Source organism: Streptomyces sp. NPDC048337, assembly GCF_043201175.1.
In the GTDB taxonomy this organism is placed as follows: domain Bacteria; phylum Actinomycetota; class Actinomycetes; order Streptomycetales; family Streptomycetaceae; genus Streptomyces.
This window is the reverse complement of sequence record NZ_JBICYR010000004.1, coordinates 54,120-70,157: the sequence shown is the minus strand read 5'-3', so window position 1 is coordinate 70,157 and position 16,038 is coordinate 54,120. Positions and strand designations below refer to the sequence as shown.

Annotated in this window: 17 protein-coding genes; 8 read left to right on the top strand and 9 right to left on the bottom strand. The window is 70.7% G+C overall.

Features of this window, described 5'->3' with window-relative positions; all coding sequences use genetic code 11:
• The first annotated feature begins 114 nt into the window (after positions 1-114).
• Positions 115-2,145: an ATP-dependent zinc metalloprotease FtsH gene (ftsH, locus tag ACGFYU_RS08315; RefSeq protein ID WP_393826483.1), complete on the top strand. Its 2,031-nt coding sequence runs from the start codon at positions 115-117 to the stop codon at positions 2,143-2,145.
• Between the two features lie 111 nt (positions 2,146-2,256).
• A complete protein-coding gene (gene folE, locus ACGFYU_RS08310; RefSeq protein WP_382637825.1) occupies positions 2,257-2,865 on the top strand; it encodes a GTP cyclohydrolase I FolE in 609 nt (202 codons plus the stop codon).
• Positions 2,866-2,904: 39 nt separating this feature from the next.
• On the opposite strand, the gene ACGFYU_RS08305 is transcribed toward folE, so the two are convergent.
• From ACGFYU_RS08305 to ACGFYU_RS08280, 6 genes are all read right to left on the bottom strand, one after another.
• Positions 2,905-3,390 carry a DUF3180 domain-containing protein gene (locus ACGFYU_RS08305; RefSeq protein ID WP_393826482.1) on the bottom strand — a complete coding sequence of 162 codons (486 nt, stop codon included), beginning with the start codon at positions 3,388-3,390 and terminating at the stop codon, positions 2,905-2,907.
• A 49-nt stretch (positions 3,391-3,439) separates the two neighbouring features.
• Positions 3,440-4,048, bottom strand: coding sequence for a 2-amino-4-hydroxy-6-hydroxymethyldihydropteridine diphosphokinase (gene folK, locus ACGFYU_RS08300; RefSeq protein WP_393826481.1), 609 nt, complete (start codon positions 4,046-4,048; stop codon positions 3,440-3,442).
• Positions 4,045-4,404 carry a dihydroneopterin aldolase gene (gene folB / locus ACGFYU_RS08295; protein WP_030010912.1) on the bottom strand — a complete coding sequence of 120 codons (360 nt, stop codon included), beginning with the start codon at positions 4,402-4,404 and terminating at the stop codon, positions 4,045-4,047. Before folB ends, folK begins: the two co-directional genes overlap by 4 nt.
• Before the next feature lie 131 nt (positions 4,405-4,535).
• Entirely contained in the window at positions 4,536-4,979 is a 444-nt protein-coding gene (locus ACGFYU_RS08290; RefSeq protein ID WP_393826480.1) for a nuclear transport factor 2 family protein, read from the bottom strand.
• A 37-nt stretch (positions 4,980-5,016) separates the two neighbouring features.
• Entirely contained in the window at positions 5,017-5,886 is an 870-nt protein-coding gene (folP, locus tag ACGFYU_RS08285; protein WP_393826479.1) for a dihydropteroate synthase, read from the bottom strand.
• Positions 5,887-6,060: 174 nt separating this feature from the next.
• Positions 6,061-7,908, bottom strand: a complete 1,848-nt coding sequence (locus ACGFYU_RS08280) for a phosphatidylglycerol lysyltransferase domain-containing protein (protein WP_393826478.1) — start codon at positions 7,906-7,908, stop codon at positions 6,061-6,063.
• Between the two features lie 154 nt (positions 7,909-8,062).
• Between ACGFYU_RS08280 and ACGFYU_RS08275 the strand changes: the two genes are divergently transcribed.
• Complete coding sequence (locus ACGFYU_RS08275; RefSeq protein ID WP_393826477.1) at positions 8,063-9,172, top strand: alpha/beta hydrolase-fold protein; 1,110 nt, start codon at positions 8,063-8,065, stop codon at positions 9,170-9,172.
• A gap of 63 nt (positions 9,173-9,235) precedes the next feature.
• Here the strand turns inward: ACGFYU_RS08275 and ACGFYU_RS08270 are convergent, their stop codons facing one another.
• Positions 9,236-10,204, bottom strand: coding sequence for an ABC transporter ATP-binding protein (locus ACGFYU_RS08270; RefSeq protein WP_393826476.1), 969 nt, complete (start codon positions 10,202-10,204; stop codon positions 9,236-9,238).
• 157 nt (positions 10,205-10,361) lie between these two features.
• Here ACGFYU_RS08270 and ACGFYU_RS08265 point away from each other — a divergent pair, with 157 nt between their 5' ends.
• The 4 genes from ACGFYU_RS08265 (at position 10,362) to ACGFYU_RS08250 (ending at position 13,914) form a co-directional block, all read left to right on the top strand.
• A complete protein-coding gene (locus ACGFYU_RS08265; protein WP_393826475.1) occupies positions 10,362-11,066 on the top strand; it encodes an ABC transporter permease in 705 nt (234 codons plus the stop codon).
• Complete coding sequence (locus ACGFYU_RS08260; protein ID WP_393826780.1) at positions 11,066-11,734, top strand: ABC transporter permease; 669 nt, start codon at positions 11,066-11,068, stop codon at positions 11,732-11,734. Before ACGFYU_RS08265 ends, ACGFYU_RS08260 begins: the two co-directional genes overlap by 1 nt.
• Positions 11,735-11,794: 60 nt before the next feature.
• Positions 11,795-12,784: an ABC transporter substrate-binding protein gene (locus tag ACGFYU_RS08255; RefSeq protein ID WP_393826474.1), complete on the top strand. Its 990-nt coding sequence runs from the start codon at positions 11,795-11,797 to the stop codon at positions 12,782-12,784.
• A gap of 98 nt (positions 12,785-12,882) precedes the next feature.
• Positions 12,883-13,914 carry a hypothetical protein gene (locus ACGFYU_RS08250; RefSeq protein ID WP_393826473.1) on the top strand — a complete coding sequence of 344 codons (1,032 nt, stop codon included), beginning with the start codon at positions 12,883-12,885 and terminating at the stop codon, positions 13,912-13,914.
• A gap of 9 nt (positions 13,915-13,923) precedes the next feature.
• On the opposite strand, the gene ACGFYU_RS08245 is transcribed toward ACGFYU_RS08250, so the two are convergent.
• Complete coding sequence (locus ACGFYU_RS08245) at positions 13,924-14,523, bottom strand: TetR/AcrR family transcriptional regulator (protein WP_393826472.1); 600 nt, start codon at positions 14,521-14,523, stop codon at positions 13,924-13,926.
• Positions 14,524-14,638: 115 nt separating this feature from the next.
• Between ACGFYU_RS08245 and ACGFYU_RS08240 the strand changes: the two genes are divergently transcribed.
• The gene (locus ACGFYU_RS08240) at positions 14,639-15,514 is read left to right on the top strand and encodes an NAD(P)-dependent oxidoreductase (protein ID WP_393826471.1); all 876 of its coding nucleotides are present in this window, start codon (positions 14,639-14,641) and stop codon (positions 15,512-15,514) included.
• Here the strand turns inward: ACGFYU_RS08240 and ACGFYU_RS08235 are convergent.
• Positions 15,511-16,008 carry a DUF1877 family protein gene (locus ACGFYU_RS08235; RefSeq protein WP_393826470.1) on the bottom strand — a complete coding sequence of 166 codons (498 nt, stop codon included), beginning with the start codon at positions 16,006-16,008 and terminating at the stop codon, positions 15,511-15,513. The genes ACGFYU_RS08240 and ACGFYU_RS08235 overlap by 4 nt on opposite strands.
• Positions 16,009-16,038: the final 30 nt, after the last annotated feature.

Below are 16,038 nucleotides of genomic sequence, written 5' to 3'. Positions count from 1 at the left end.
CCGTCCCACGAGGCCGCGGGTGACAATACAGGGGTACATTCCGAAGAACAGTCTTTACTCACAGCAGCATTTACCTACGGGCAGGAGGGACGGGGTGCCTGGCGCCCCGTATGGATGGACGTGAAGCGATACTTCCGTGGGCCGGTCATGTGGATCGTGCTGGCCGTCCTCGCCGTGGTCGTGTTGATGAATGTCGTCGGCTCCGGCGGCGGCTACAAGTCGGTGGACACCAGCGAGGTCATCAAGGCGATCAACAGTGGCCAGGTGGAGACAGCGAAGCTGACCACCGGCGACAGCCAGATGATCAAGATCGAGCTGAGCCAAGGCCAGAAGCTCGGCAAGCACGACGGCACCAAGTTCCAGGCCAACTACATCGGGGATCAGGGCGTCCAGCTCGCCCAGAACCTCCAGACCAAGTACGAAGCCGGTCAGATCCCGGACGGATACTCCGTCACTCCGGACAAGACCAGCCCGTTCCTGAGCGTGCTGCTTTCGCTCCTGCCCTTCGTCCTCATCGTCGTTGTCTTCCTGTTCCTGATGAACCAGATGCAGGGCGGCGGCTCCCGAGTCATGAACTTCGGGAAGTCCAAGGCCAAGCTCATCACCAAGGACACCCCGAAGACCACGTTCGCCGACGTCGCGGGCTCGGACGAGGCCGTCGAGGAACTCCACGAGATCAAGGAGTTCCTCCAGGAGCCGGCGAAGTTCCAGGCCGTCGGCGCCAAGATCCCCAAGGGTGTGCTGCTCTACGGCCCGCCCGGCACCGGTAAGACCCTGCTCGCGCGTGCCGTCGCGGGCGAGGCCGGTGTCCCCTTCTACTCGATCTCCGGTTCCGACTTCGTCGAGATGTTCGTCGGTGTCGGTGCCTCGCGTGTCCGCGACCTGTTCGAGCAGGCCAAGGCCAACGCCCCGGCGATCGTCTTCGTCGACGAGATCGACGCCGTCGGCCGGCACCGCGGTGCGGGTCTCGGCGGCGGTCACGACGAGCGCGAGCAGACCCTCAACCAGCTGCTGGTCGAGATGGACGGATTCGACGTGAAGGGCGGGGTCATCCTGATCGCCGCCACGAACCGTCCGGACATCCTCGACCCGGCGCTCCTGCGCCCCGGCCGCTTCGACCGGCAGATCGCCGTCGACCGCCCGGACATGCAGGGCCGCCTGGAGATCCTCAAGGTCCACCAGAAGGGCAAGCCGGTCGCTCCGGACGTCGACCTCTCGGCCGTCGCCCGCCGCACCCCCGGCTTCACCGGTGCCGATCTCTCCAACGTCCTGAACGAGGCGGCCCTGCTGACCGCCCGCTCGGACAAGAAGCTGATCGACAACCACATGCTGGACGAGGCGATCGACCGCGTCGTGGCGGGCCCGCAGAAGCGGACCCGGATCATGTCGGACCGGGAAAAGAAGATCACCGCGTACCACGAGGGCGGCCACGCCCTGGTCGCGGCGGCCTCCCCGAACTCCGACCCGGTCCACAAGATCACGATCCTGTCCCGCGGCCGGGCCCTGGGCTACACCATGGTCCTGCCCGACGAGGACAAGTACTCGACCACGCGCAACGAGATGCTCGACCAGCTGGCGTACATGCTGGGCGGGCGCGCGGCCGAGGAACTGGTCTTCCACGACCCGACCACGGGCGCGGCGAACGACATCGAGAAGGCCACGGCAACGGCCCGCGCGATGGTCACCCAGTACGGCATGACCGAGCGCCTCGGCGCGATCAAGTTCGGCGGCGACAACACCGAGCCGTTCCTGGGCCGCGAGATGTCGCACCCGCGGGACTACTCGGAAGAGGTCGCGGCGCTGGTCGACGAAGAGGTCAAGAAGCTCATCGAGACCGCGCACAACGAGGCCTGGGAGATCCTGGTCGAGAACCGGGACGTCCTGGACAACCTGGTCCTCGCCCTCCTCGAGAAGGAGACCCTGGGCAAGGAGGAGATCGCCGAGATCTTCTCGACGATCGTCAAGCGCCCGGCCCGCCCCGCGTGGACCGGTTCCGCCCGCCGCACCCCCTCCACCCGTCCGCCGGTGCTCTCTCCCAAGGAGCTCCAGCTGACGAACTCCGCCAACGGCACCTCGGCAGCGGCCCAGGCCGCCGTCTCGGTGGAGAAGGCCCCCGAGGCCGCCCCGGAGGACCGCGCGGAGTAGTCCGCGCACCCGAAGCACCCGGAATGCATGCCGCGCCCCCCAGGTTCTAGCCTTGGGGGGCGCGGCACTTTCACGTGCCCGTGAGCGGTGCACACACGGAACGAGGATGAAATGACCGACCCAGTGACCCTGACCGGTGGCGAGGGCACGATCGGCGAGTTCGACGAGAAGCGCGCCGAGGCGGCCGTCCGCGAGCTCCTGATCGCGGTCGGCGAGGACCCGGACCGCGAAGGCCTGCTGGAGACCCCGGCGCGGGTGGCGCGGGCGTACCGGGAGATCCTGGCCGGTCTGTGGCAGAAGCCCGAGGACGTCCTGACGACGGTGTTCGACCTGGGGCACGACGAGCTGGTCCTGGTGAAGGACATCGAAATCGTGAGCCTGTGCGAGCACCACCTCCTGCCGTTCCACGGCGTCGCGCACGTCGGCTACATCCCGTCGGAGAACGGCAAGATCACCGGCCTGTCGAAGCTGGCGCGCCTCGTGGACGTCTACGCCCGCCGTCCGCAGGTGCAGGAACGTCTCACTACGCAGATAGCGGATTCCCTGATGGAGATCCTCGATGCGCGTGGCGCCATCGTGGTGGTCGAAGCCGAGCACATGTGCATGTCGGTCCGGGGCATCCGCAAGCCGGGCGCCAAGACCACCACGTCCGCGGTCCGCGGCCAGCTCCGCGCCACGGCCACCCGGGCCGAGGCGATGAGCCTCATCATGGCGCGCTGACCCGGTGTGGCCGGCCGCGCAGCGGCCGGCCACCGCCTCCTAGGCGGTGACGTGGGCCTTGTCCGGGTCGTCGTCCTCGGGGAGTTTCAGGACGTGTTCCAGGAAGAGGGCGGCGGCGATGACGGCGGCGCCCGCCAGGACCGAGAAGCCGGCGTACCAGGCCTGGTCGCGGCGGGCGGGGACGTCGAGGGAGTCCATCAGCAGGAAGACGCCCACGCCGCCGTAGGCGCCCGCCACCAGGGCCGCGACCAGTGCGCTGGCCTGGCCGAAGACGACCGCGCGGGCCGCCATCAGCGGCTCCACGCCCTTGGCGCCCGGGCGGCGCTCCCGCTGGGCCTTGAGGCGGGCCCGCATCGACAGGGCCGTCGCGAGGAGGATCGCCGCGATGGCGCCCAGGACGATCGGGGCGGCCAGCGGGACGCCCGGCAGGGTGCCGTAGGCGTTCCACAGCCGGGCGCCCGCCCAGGACAGGACCCCGGCGACCACGAAGATCCCTGCCAGGACCGCCGGCCTCAGTTGCTTCACTTGCCCGTTCCCCACTCTCAGCGATTCGCAGTGAACAGGCTACTAACGACTACTCCGGCAGGCGGAGTTCCAGGTCGGGGCGCGGCGTGACGCCGGCGAGGCCGATTTCGGCCAGGAGGGCGGCGACGGGGCCGTGGCCCGGGAGCTGGGCCTCCGGGTCGATGTCGTGCCAGGGGGCCAGCACGAAGGCGCGCTGGTGGGCGCGCGGGTGCGGGAGGGTGAGGACCGGGTCGTCGGAGACCACGTCGGCGTACGCGACGATGTCGACGTCGATCGTGCGCGGGCCCCAGCGCTCCTCGCGGACGCGGTCGAAGGCCTCTTCGATGGCGTGGCCGCGCTCCAGGAGCGAGGACGGGGGCAGGGTGGTCTTCACCGCGATGACGGCGTTGAGGTACGAGGGCTGCGAGCCGGGCTCGACGCCCCACGGCTCGGTCTCGTAGACGGGGGAGACGGCCTTGACCCGCAGGCCGGGGGTGTCGCCGAGGGCGTCGATGGCGCCCTGGAGGGTCTCCAGCCGGTTGCCGAGGTTCGCGCCGAGCGCGATGACGGCCCATTTGGGGTTGGAGAGGGTGGTGTCCGCGGCGTCCACGGTCTCGACGACCGATGCGGGTACCGGCTGCACGGTGGGGTCGCTCTGGGCGTTCAGTCCGTTGTTCATGCGCGGCTCCGGGTGATCGTGATGGTCACGTCGTCGAAGGGGACGGTGATGGGCGCGTCCGGCTTGTGGACGACGACCTCCACCTGGGCCACCGCTTCGTGCTTGAGGCACTGCTGGGCGATCCGCTCGGCGAGGGTCTCGATCAGGTCGACGGGCTCTCCCTGGACCACGTCGACGACCTCCTCGGCGACGACCCCGTAGTGCACGGTCTTCGCCAGGTCGTCTCCGGCCGCCGCGGGGCGGGTGTCGAGGTGCAGCACGAGGTCGACGATGAAGGTCTGGCCTTCCTCGCGCTCCCGGGGGAAGACGCCGTGGTGCCCGCGAGCCTTGAGGCCGCGCAGTGCGACACGATCCACGCGAATCACTCCTGCTTTCGTAGGTGCTTCCGGTCCGGGACTACCCGAAACCATGGGCCTACGCCGAGTGCGGTCGGCGTCGTCCGTCTTCGAATTTACCTGCGAAATACTCCGGACCCCGCCGGAGGGGGTCAGGAGGTGTCCTCTTCGTCCTCTTCGTCGGACTCGGTGAGGACGGGAGAACCGTGGTGGGACCACAATCGCCAGCCCTCGGATGTGCGTCGGAACACATTCGTGGCGACGACCAGCTGGCCGACGAGCGGGCCGAGCTCCCCGCCGTCCTCGGCGGGCCCGCCGCTGAGGATGTTCTCGGTACACGTCACCAGCGCGGTGTCGCCGATGACGGCGACCTTGGTGTCGGTGAGGAAGAACTGGATGTAGTCCGTGTGGGACATGATCAGGGCGTACGAGCGCAGCACCTCGCCGCGGCCTGAGAGCACCGGCCAGCCGGGGTGCACGCAGGAGATCTCGTCGTCGAGCCAGAGCGCCGACAGTGCGTCGAAGTCCCCCCGCTCCATGGCCTCGTAGAAGGCCGTGTTGACCTCTTCGACCGCTTCGATGTCGGTTCTGCTCACCTGGCTCCTTCTTCTCGGTCCCCAGTGGCCCTGGGGGTCACAGCGCTCCTTCCACGGCGCGGGCCACCCGAACCGCGTCGGCGGTGGCCCGTACCTCGTGGACCCGTACGGCCCAGGCGCCCTGGTGGGCGGCGATGGCGGAGACGGCGGCGGTGGCGGCGTCGCGTTCGCGGGCGGGCGGCGGGGCGGCGTCGGCGCCGGCCAGGACCCGGCCGAGGAAACGCTTCCGCGACGCGGCGACCAGGAGCGGGAAGCCGAGCGCGCGCAGTTCGGGCAGGTGGGCCACGAGGGCCAGGTCGTGCTCGGCGTTCTTGGCGAAGCCGAGGCCGGGGTCGACGACGAGCCGCTCGGGGGCGATGCCGCCGGAGACGACCGCGTCGATGCGGGTGCGGAGCTCGGCGGTGACCTCGGCGAGGACGTCCTCGTAGACGGCGAGGCGGTTCATGGTGTCGCTGAAGCCGCGCCAGTGCATGACCACGAAGGGGACCTCGGCGGCCGCGACGGCCGGGATCATGCCGGGGTCGGCGAGTCCGCCGCTGACGTCGTTGACGAGGACGGCGCCGGCCGCGACGGCTTGGGCTGCGACGGTCGCGCGCATGGTGTCGACGGAGACGGTGACGCCTTCGGAGGCCAGGCCCCGGACGACGGGGACGACGCGGCGCAGCTCTTCGTCGGCGTCGACGCGGGGGGCGCCGGGGCGGGTGGACTCGCCGCCGACGTCGACGAGGTCGGCGCCCCGGGCGACGAGGTCGAGGCCGCGTTTGACGGCGGCGGTGGTGTCGAACCAGCGGCCGCCGTCGGAGAAGGAGTCGGGTGTGACGTTGACGACGCCCATGACCGCGCAGCGGTCCCACTCGGGCAGACCTGTTACCTGGCCCCGGGGGGCCGGCCGGCGGTTGCTGTTCATGGGTTCAGGGTAGAGCCCTTGCCCTGGCCGGGCGGTTGCGGTTCTGGTGGGCGGGTGCGGCGGCTCCCCCAGACTCCGTCCGGGGGGACCCCCAGGGGGCTCCGCCCCGGACCCCGCGCCCCGGACCCCGCGCCTCGAACGCCGGCGAGGCTGGGGTGCCGGGGCGGTCAGCGGTCAGGCCGCCTGGACCTCGCGTTCGGCCTGGGCCGGGATCTTGGCCGAGGTGTGGGCGCAGTCGCGGACCGGCTTGGGGCGGCGGCGGCTGGCGAACAGGCGCGGCAGCGCCAGCGTCACGAAGCCCTCGGCCTGCATGGCGGCGAAGCCGATGCGGGGCAGGTCGCGGGTGGTGCGGAAGACGACGAAGCGGGGCTCCCAGCGGGGGCGGAACTTCGCGTTGAACTTGTACAGCGACTCGATCTGGAACCAGCGGGACAGGAAGACCAGCAGGTTGCGCCACATCCGCAGCACCGGTCCCGCGCCGATCTTCTCGCCGCGGGCGAGGGCCGAGCGGAACATCGCGAAGTTGAGGGAGACCTTCTCGATCTTCAGGGCGGGGGCCGCTTCGAGGGAGGCGACGATCAGGAGCTCGTTCATGCCCGGGTCGGCGCCGCGGTCGCGGCGCATGAGCTCCAGCGACATGCCGTCGGAGCCCCACGGGACGAAGTGCTGGATGGCCTTGAGGTCGCCGAAGGGGCTGGTGTCGCCCTCCTCGACGCGGTGGGCGGTGGCGATGATGCAGTCGCCGTCGCCGGGGTCGCCGACGCGGCCGAGGGCCATGGAGAAGCCGCGCTCGGTGTCGGTGCCGCGCCAGGCCTCGGCGGCGCCGCGCACCTGCTCCAGCTCCTCCTCGGTGAGTTCGCTGACGCGGCGGACCTTGGTGGTGTAGCCGTTGCGCTCGATGCGCTTCACCATCTGGCGGACGTTGCGCATGGCTCGGCCCGAGAGGGAGAAGTCTTTGACATCGACAATCGCCTCGTCACCCAGCTCCAGCGCGTCGAGGCCGGTCTCGCGGGTCCAGACCTCGCCGCCGGTCTCGCTGCAGCCCATGACGGCCGGGGTCCAGGAGTGGGCCTTGGCCTCCTCCATGAACCGCTCGATGGCGCCGGGCCAGGCCTCGACGTCGCCGACGGGGTCGCCGGAGGCGAGCATCACGCCGGAGACGACGCGGTAGGTGACGGCGGCCTTGCCGCTGGGGGAGAAGACGACGGCCTTGTCGCGGCGGAGCGCGAAGTGGCCCAGCGAGTCGCGGCCGCCGTGCTTGGCGAGGAGCTCGCGCAGCTTGGCCTCGTCGTCGGCGGTGAGCCGGGCGGCGGGGTGCTCGGGGCGGAAGGCCAGGTAGATCGTGGTGAGGGCGGTCAGCATGCCGAGCGCGCCGAGGGAGTAGCCGACGGTCCAGGACACCCGGCCGGCGTAGTCGACGGGGCCCTCGAAGCCGAAGAGGCCGTAGACCACGTGTTGGATCTGCTGGTACAGGCTCGGGTTGCCGACGACCTTGCCGGGGTGGACGTTGACGATGACCAGGCCCAGGCTGATGGAGCCGGCGCTCATCAGGACGAAGTTCGCGAGCGCCTTCCAGCGGCTGCGCGGGTCGGGCAGCGCCTTGAATTCACCCTGGTGGCGCAGCAGCAGGGCGAACAGGACCGCCGCGATGATGACGCCGATGACGGAGTGCCGGTACGCGAACTGCGCGACGGCTCCCGCGGGCAGCAGCAGGACGGCGGCCCGCCAGGCGCGCCGCTTGTGCCGCTTGAGGCCGTGCGCCAGCAGCAGGAGCAGGACGCCCGAGCTGATGGCGAGGGCGGCGGCGAAGGGCCCGACGGAGCCGGGCAGTACTTCGGTGACCGCGTGGATCCGGCTGTGCCGGAACCGGGGGAAGACCCCGGCCGCGATGTCCAGGAGGCCGACGATCGTGACGGCCGTACCTACCAGGCCGGGCACCGACTCCGGCCGTGGGCCGCGGAGGATTCGGCGGACTCCGCTCGGAACCTGTCCCGACTTATCGCCATCTATCCTGCTAGACATCGCTTCCCGTTGCTCCGCGAGAGATCATGTGGCCGGAAGGCCGCGACAGCCTCCGGTGTGTGGTGCGTCCCTTAGGACGACATCGAGGAGGAGCGGGTTCACTCTTCCGTCGGAAAAAATCCAGTCCTGCCATCAGAAAGTCGACTGACTGCTCATGGGTCTCACCAGTAATACGGTCCTGGCGCTGGCCATCGTCGCCGGTGTGCTGCTCTTCGCGGCAACGATCTGGTTCTGGCCGAAGCTCTCCGGCCGCACCTGGCGGGCGGTGACCGGCCGGATCGGCCTCCTGCTGGCGACCCAGCTGGCGCTGTTCTCCGCCGTTGGTCTCGCAGCCAACAAGTCGTTCCTCTTCTACGGTTCCTGGGCCGACCTGTTCGGCCAGGAGACGTCCATGGGCAAGGTCGTCGACCACTCGATGAGCAGCAAGGACATCAAGATCGTCGACAAGCAGAAGCTGGACGTCCCCGGCGGCGCGAAGCCGCAGGTCGGCGGTCAGATCCTGAAGGTTGCCATAACCGGGCAGAAGTCGAAGATAACGAGTCCCGGCTACGTGTGGCTCCCCCCGGAGTACTTCCAGCCACAGCACAAGGACCAGAACTTTCCGGCGTCCATCGTACTGACGGGGTACCCGGGCACGGCCGAGAACCTGATCAAAGGGCTCGACTACCCCATGAAGGCCTTCAGCCTGTCCAAGGCGGGCAAGATGAAGCCGATGATCCTGGTCATGCTGCGCCCGACCGTGGCGCCCCCGCGTGACACCGAGTGCGTGGATATACCCGGCGGACCGCAGACCGAGACCTTCTTCGGCCAGGACCTGCCGCAGGCCATCCAGGACACCTTCCGGGTCGGCAAGAAGCCGCAGAACATGGGCTTCATCGGCAACTCCACGGGCGGCTACTGCGCCCTGAAGATCGCCGCGCACTACCCGCAGACCTTCGGCGCCGCCGCGGGTCTGTCCGCGTACTACGAGGCCCCGGACGACCCGACGACCGGTGACCTGTTCCACGGCGACGACAAGCTGAAGAAGCGCGCGGACGTCCTGCACAGCATGGAGAACAAGAAGCCGACCGGTACGTCCTTCCTCGTCACCAGCAGCGAGAAGGGCGAGCCGAACCTCGGCGACACCAAGAAGTTCATCAAGCTGGTCAAGGGCCCGGACCGGGTCTCCTCGATCATCCTCGACAGCGGCGGCCACAACTTCAACACGTGGCGCCGCGAGATCCCGCCGATGCTGGTGTGGATGAGCGGCCGCATCCAGGCCTGACGGCCGGGTGCGCGTGCGGAAGGGCCCGACCCCGGTCGGGCCCTTCCGCCTTTTCCGCTACGCCTACACCTCCTGCAACTGGGCCCGGCGCAGCGCCCGGTGGACGCCCTCCGGGGTCAGTACGCCGATCAGCTCGCCGGAGTCCGGGTCCGTGACGCCGATCCGGCCCGAGTCCTCCTGCAGCAGGGCCGCGAGGGCCTCGCGCAGCGTCGCCCCCAGCTCCACCGCCGTCGCCGGGGCGGGCGACGTGCGGTCCGCCGCCGCGAGGTCGGCCGCCTCCACGGGGGTGACCGCGAGCCGCTTGAGGCCCCGGTCGGCGCCGACGAAGGAGGCCACGTAGTCCGTGGCCGGCGCGCCGAGGACCGTCGCGGGGCCGGCGAACTGCTCGATGGTGCCCGCCCCGTAGACGGCGATGCGGTCGCCGAGCCGGATCGCCTCCTCCAGGTCGTGCGTGACCAGCAGGATCGTCTTGCGCACCGTCTTCTGCAGGGTCAGGAACTCGTTCTGGAGGCGTTCGCGCACCACCGGGTCCACCGCGCCGAACGGCTCGTCCATCAGCAGCACCGGCGGATCGGCGGCGAGCGCGCGGGCCACGCCGACGCGCTGGCGCTGCCCGCCCGACAGCTGCTCCGGGTAGCGGCCCCCGTACACGGCCGGGTCCAGGCCCACCAGTTCGAGCAGCTCGGCCGCCCGTGCGCGGGCCTTGGCCTTCGGGGTGCCGAGCAGCTGCGGCACGGTCGCCGTGTTCTCCAGCACCGTTTTGTGGGGGAAGAGCCCGACCTGCTGGATGACGTAGCCGATCCGGCGGCGCAGCTCGACCGGGTCGGCCTCCGCGATGTCCTCGCCGGCGAGCAGGATGCGGCCGGAGGTCGGCTCGATGAGCCGGTTGACCATCTTCATCGTGGTCGTCTTGCCGCAGCCCGAGGGGCCCACGAGCGTGACCAGCTCACCCTCCGCCACCTCGAAGGACAGGTCCTCGACGGCCGTCGTCCCGTCGGGGTAGCGCTTGGTCACATGCTCGAATCGGATCACATCTCCATCCTTCCCTACCGATGCGCCCGATTCGGCGAAGACTTTGTCAGATGTGTGTTGCACGACTGTGAAGGGTTCCGGGCATTGTCGGTGCCTGGGGTTATGGTCGCCTTGAGGTGTCGTTGACACGTGCGTTCGGTGACGGGGGGTGAGGAGGATGGCCGGGCAGGGCTGCCTGGTGGCGAATGACTGGATCTGCTGGGAGTACGTCTCCTCGCGCTCCCAGGAGCTCACCGACGCCACCATCGAACACGTCTGGATCACGGGCGTGTCCGTCCTCATCGGTCTCGCCGTGTCCGTGCCGCTCGCCCTGCTGGCCCGCCGCGGCCGGCGCTGGGCGGCGCCCGTGCTCGCCTTCACCACCCTGCTCTACACGATCCCCTCGCTCGCCATGTTCTCCCTGCTGCTTCCGCTGTTCGGGCTCTCGGCGGCGCTGGTGGTGACCGGCCTGGTGCTCTATTCGCTGACCATCCTGGTCCGCAATGTGATCGCCGGCCTGGAAGCCGTCCCCGAGGAGGTGCGGGAGGCCGCGCGCGGCATGGGCTACGGCCCCGGCCGGCTGCTCTGGCAGGTCGAACTGCCGCTGGCGCTGCCCGCGCTGCTCGCCGGGGTCCGGATCGCGACGGTGTCGACCGTCGCGCTGACCACCGTCGGCTCCATCGTCGGCAAGGGCGGCCTCGGCAATCTCATCGCCCCGGCGGTGAACAGCTCCTTCAAGGCCCAGGTGCTCACCGCCTCGGTGCTGTGCGTACTGCTCGCGCTCGTGGCCGACCTGCTGCTGCTCGGCGTGCAGCGGCTGCTGACCCCGTGGACCCGGGCCGGTGCCGGCCGTCGGCCCGCCGTCAAGGAGGCCCTGACGTGATGGGCGTGGCGGGGGATGCCTGGGACTGGCTGGCGAACGGGGCCAACTGGTCGGGGGAGAGCGGTGTCTGGCACCGGCTGGGCGAGCACGTGTACGTCAGCGGGATCGCCCTCGCGATCGCCTGCGCGGTCGCCCTGCCCGTCGGCCTGTTCCTCGGCCACCTCGGCAGGGGCGGCGCCCTCGCCGTCAACATCTCCAACATCGGCCGCGCCGTGCCGGTCTTCGCGGTGCTGGCGCTGTTCATGGTCTCCCCGCTGCGCAACGCGGGCTATCTGCCGACCATCGCCGCGCTGGTGCTGTTCGCGATCCCGCCCCTGCTGACCAACGCGTACGTGGGCATGCGCGAGGTGGACCGCTCGGTGGTGGAGGCCGCCCGGGGCATGGGCATGTCCGGCGGGCAGCTCTTCTTCCGGGTCGAACTGCCGCTCGCGCGGGGGCTGGTGATGACGGGCCTGCGCTCGGGCGCGGTGCAGGTCATCGCCACGGCCACGATCGCGGCGATGGTCGGCCAGGGCGGCCTCGGCCGGATCATCACCGCCGGCTTCAACACGTACAACACCGCGCAGGTCGTCGCGGGCGCCCTGCTGGTGGCGGCGCTGGCCCTGCTCGTGGAGGGCGTCCTGGTGGCGGCGGACCGGCTGCTGCCGCGGGCCGCGACCCACCGCTGACCCACGCCGACCTCTTGTCCCGCTCGTCCCGATTTTCCTCGCCTCGAACGGAGAACCTCCATGACCAAGACCACGCGCGTCCTCGGCGCGTCCCTGGGCGCCCTGGCCCTGACGGTGTCGCTGGCCGCGTGCGGCGGCGACAGCCTGGAGAAGAGCAAGGACGGCGGCTCGTCCTCCTCGGGCGCCCCGGCCTCGGGCGGCGCCAAGGGCAGCCTGGTGATCGGCGCGGCCGGGTTCACCGAGTCCAACGTGCTGGCCGAGCTGTACGCGCAGCTCCTCAAGGACGCCGGCTACAGCACGTCGATCAAGACGGTCAACAACCGCGAGCTGTACGAGCCCTCGCTGGAGAAGGGCGAGATCGACGTCGTCCCGGAGTACGCGGCCACGCTCGCGGAGTTCCTCAACGCCAAGGTGAACGGCCCGAAGGCACCGGAGGAGAAGCCGGTCGCGTCGAGCGATGTCGCGGCGACGGTGGCCGGCCTGGAGAAGCTCGCGGCCCCGCTCGGCCTCAAGGCGCTGCCGGCGGGCGCGGCCGTCGACCAGAACGCCTTCGCGGTGAACAGGGAATTCGCCCAGAAGAACAATCTCAAGACCCTTTCCGATCTTGGAAAGTCGGGCCTGAAGGTGAAGATCGCGGCGGGCGACGAATGCGCCGTCCGCCCCTTCTGCGCACCCGGGTTGACGAAGACGTACGGAATCCAGGTTTCCGGTATTGACCCGAAGGGCGTCGGCACCCCGCAGTCCAAGCAGGCGGTCAAGGACGGCGCGGACCAGCTGGTGCTGACCACGACCACGGACGCCACCCTGGACGGCTTCGGCCTGGTCCTGCTGGAGGACGACAAGAAGCTCCAGAACGCCGACAACGTGCTGCCCGTGGTCAACGCCAAGGACGCGGGCGCCCCGGAGGTCGCGGAGGCCCTCGACAAGCTCACGAAGGTGCTCACGACGGCCGACCTGGTCGACCTGAACCGGAAGGTGGACGCGGAGCGCGCCAAGCCGGCGGACGTCGCGAAGGCCTACCTGGAATCCAAGGGCCTGTTGAAGAAGTAGCAGTTACGCGGTTGATGGAGAAATGTGGGGTAACTGCTCGGCAGAGATTTGCCGGGCGGGTACCCCACATGGCGTCCACGCCCTGTAAATTTCAGGCCATGCCCCGTGGACGCCACCGCAATCCCGAACCTCTGCACCGGCTGCTCACGCCGACGAGCGTGGCCGGTGTGTCCGTTGTCAGTGCCGGCGCGGCCTGGCTCCTCGCGGGCCCCGACGACGGCATCGTGCTACGGCTGCTCGTCACCCTCACGGCGGGTGCCGGGGTCGCCGGTGCCGTCGTGATGCGGGCCTGGGACCGCTCGGCGGGCCGCCGCGTCGCGGAGCTCGCGCGCGAGCGGGTCAAGGACGAGTGGAAGACGGAAGAGCGGATAGCCGAGCTCGAGTCCGATCTCGAAGAGGCGCGGATGCTGCGCGCCAAGCTGGACGCCAAGCTGCGCGCCAAGCGGGTCGAACTGGCCGGGCTGCGGGGCGAACACGCGGCGCTGCTGCGGCGGTACGCGACCGCCGAGACCGAGCGCGCCAGCGCGCTGGAAGGCCGCCGGCTGCTGGCCATCGAGGCCGCCGCGGCCCCGGCCGCGCCGAAGGAGCTGCCGCCGGTCACGGAGGAGCGCACCGCGGCGGGCGCGCCCACCGCGGTCGGCTACGCCCGGGCCCATGCGGCTCTGGGCGCGCTGGCGGCCCGCAAGGCCCGGGCCGAGGCGCGGGTTCAGGGGCAGCTTGAGGGGCAGAAGGAGGCGCGGGCGCTACCCGCCGCTCCCGCGGCCCCGACGGCGCCCTCCGGTGGCGAAGGCGGTCACGGGCGTGCGGCCGTCGCGGTCCCGGCCCGGCGGCCGGCGGCGGCGGTGGCCCCGTACGCGGCGCCGCGGCGGAGCGCGTCCCGTGTCGAGGGCGGCTTCGACTTCTTCGGCACCAAGAGCGCGGCGCAGGCCCGCGCGGTGATCGAGGCGGTCCAGAACGAGGACCTGGCCGACGTGGTCGGCGCCGAGGCCCTCGCGGTCCACAAGGCGGAGTCCGCGCAGACCAAGCCGCCCACCCCCGAGATGCGCGAGGTGGGCCAGGTCATCGACCTGACGGCCCATGACGAGACCGAGCCGATCGACGTGGCCCGGCTGCGCACCGCGATCTCGTAGGCGCGTTCCCTAACGCGCGTACGAGGCCACGAGGCGGGCCAGGTGTTGTCCCGCCAGCAGGAGCGGGGTGCGGCTCTGGGTGACCTGTGAGGTCATCTCGGCGCCCTCCAGGGTGGAGATGACCGTCACCGCCAGGTCGCGGGCCTCCGGCTCCGGGTGGCCCGAGGCGAGGAGCTTGGCGGCCACCAGCTGTTGCCAGTTGGCGAAGGCCCGGGCGCAGGCGGCCTGGATGTCCGGGAGGCGGCCCACCGTTTCGAGGGCGGTCGCCGTCACCGGGCAGCCGTCCCGCCAGTCCGAGGCCGCGAGATGGTCGGCGAGGAGCGCGGCCACGGCCTCGATGGCCCGCGCCGGGTCGGTGTGCGTGGACAGGCCGGCGCGGAGGGCTTCCGCGAACTCCTCGTCGCCGAAGTGGATCGCGGCCACCGCGAGCTCCTGCTTGCCGCCCGGGAAGAAGTGGTACAGCGAGCCCAGGGTGGCCTCGGCCTCGCGGACGAGCTGCTTGACCGGGGTGTTCTCGTAGCCGCCGTGCTGCATGAGCCGGGAGGCGGTACGGACCAGCCGGTCGCGCGTTCCCGGTGCCGTCGTTGCCGTCGCTGCTGCTGTCGCCATGGCGTGATCCTACCCGCGATTCTGGATAGAGCGTTCGTTCTAGATCATGCTACGGTCGCCCCGAGCGCTGGATAGAGCGTTCGTTCTAGACCTTCGTCGTGGGGAGAACTCCGTCATGAACCAGGTTTCGATCACCATCGTCGGCCTCGGACCCATGGGCCGGGCCATGGCCGCCGCCTACCTCGACGCCGGCCACCCGGTCACCGTCTGGAACCGCAGCGCCGGCAAGGACACCGACCTCGTCGCACGCGGTGCCCATCGCGCCGCCTCCATCGCCGAGGCCGTCGCCGCGAGCGACCTGACCGTCCTCAGCCTCATCGACGTGGACGCCATGTACACCGCCCTCGGCGACACCGCCCTCGACGGCCGGGTCCTGGTCAACCTGTCCTCGGACGTCCCCGACAAGGCCCGCGGGGCCGCGCGGTGGGCCGGGTCGCGCGGGGCCGCCTACCTCACCGGCGGGGTCAACGTCCCGCCCACCGGCATCGGCCAGGAGGGATCCTCCATCTTCATTAGCGGCCCGCAGGAGGTCTACGAGGAGTACCGCCCCGCGCTCGACGTGCTCGCCGCCACCGACTACCGGGGCGCCGACCCCGGCCACGCCCAGCTCTACTACCAGCTCAACATGATCATGTTCTGGACCGCCTACACCGGCTGGTACCAGGCGCTCGCCGTCGCCCGCGCCAACGGCCTGACGGCGGCGGACTTCCTCCCATACGCGGGCTACACGGCCGACACCATGCGCGGCTTCTACACCCACTCGGCACCGGCCGTCGACGCGGGCGACCACGACGGCGCCGCCGCCCGCCTCGCCATGTGCGCGGCGAGCGTGGAGCACGTCCTGCACACCGCCGCCGACTCCGGTGTGGACACCGGGATCCTGGCCGCGCACCTCGATCTGTACCGGCGCGGCGTCGAGGCGGGCTACGGGGCGGACGGCACCACGCGCCTGATCGAGCTGCTGGGCGGCAAGGCCCCCGTGGCCGGCTAGGCCCACACCGCCTTGACCACGGCGTGGCCCGCCGCGGCCGCTCGCCCGTAGAACCCGTGCAGGTCGGTGTGATGGTGGAGGAATTCCTGCCTGACCTCCGCCTCATCCTGGCCGTAGCCGCCGAGCTTGCCGCCGGCGACGCTCCACAGCTCGTCGAAGGAGACGCTCGCGAGGAAGCGCGAGGCCTGTGACACCCCGGGCGGCTCCAGAAGCATCAGGGGCGGGGCGGAGGTGTCGGCATCGGTGCCGTGTGCCACGGGACGTCCGCCGTAGATCGGCAGGGTCCAGGGCCCGTCGGCATCCACCGGGTGGACACCGGCAGCGGCATAGAGGTCGTTGACGCGGCTCCAGACCTTGTCGATCGAGTCGGCGATGCCCGCCGCGTACTCGGCGGGGTGGTTCTCCCAGGCCTCCCACATGAACGCCGCGAGCCAGGTGTGGTCGTCCCGGATCTCGGATCGCGCGACGGCGCGCAGGTGCATCTGGATGCTCACGGCGACGAGTTCTCCTGTCCGTCCGGCCCG

Bases quoted from the DNA above. Each gene is read 5' to 3' on its own strand.
- ftsH (WP_393826483.1), top strand. From the start codon at position 115: ATGGACGTGAAGCGATACTTCCGTGGGCCGGTCATGTGGATCGTGCTG.
- folE (WP_382637825.1), top strand. From the start codon at position 2,257: ATGACCGACCCAGTGACCCTGACCGGTGGCGAGGGCACGATCGGCGAG.
- folK (WP_393826481.1), bottom strand. From the start codon at position 4,048: ATGAACAACGGACTGAACGCCCAGAGCGACCCCACCGTGCAGCCGGTA.
- folP (WP_393826479.1), bottom strand. From the start codon at position 5,886: ATGAACAGCAACCGCCGGCCGGCCCCCCGGGGCCAGGTAACAGGTCTG.
- ACGFYU_RS08280 (WP_393826478.1), bottom strand. From the start codon at position 7,908: ATGTCTAGCAGGATAGATGGCGATAAGTCGGGACAGGTTCCGAGCGGA.
- ACGFYU_RS08275 (WP_393826477.1), top strand. From the start codon at position 8,063: ATGGGTCTCACCAGTAATACGGTCCTGGCGCTGGCCATCGTCGCCGGT.
- ACGFYU_RS08265 (WP_393826475.1), top strand. From the start codon at position 10,362: ATGGCCGGGCAGGGCTGCCTGGTGGCGAATGACTGGATCTGCTGGGAG.
- ACGFYU_RS08260 (WP_393826780.1), top strand. From the start codon at position 11,066: ATGGGCGTGGCGGGGGATGCCTGGGACTGGCTGGCGAACGGGGCCAAC.
- ACGFYU_RS08255 (WP_393826474.1), top strand. From the start codon at position 11,795: ATGACCAAGACCACGCGCGTCCTCGGCGCGTCCCTGGGCGCCCTGGCC.
- ACGFYU_RS08250 (WP_393826473.1), top strand. From the start codon at position 12,883: ATGCCCCGTGGACGCCACCGCAATCCCGAACCTCTGCACCGGCTGCTC.
- ACGFYU_RS08245 (WP_393826472.1), bottom strand. From the start codon at position 14,523: ATGGCGACAGCAGCAGCGACGGCAACGACGGCACCGGGAACGCGCGAC.
- ACGFYU_RS08240 (WP_393826471.1), top strand. From the start codon at position 14,639: ATGAACCAGGTTTCGATCACCATCGTCGGCCTCGGACCCATGGGCCGG.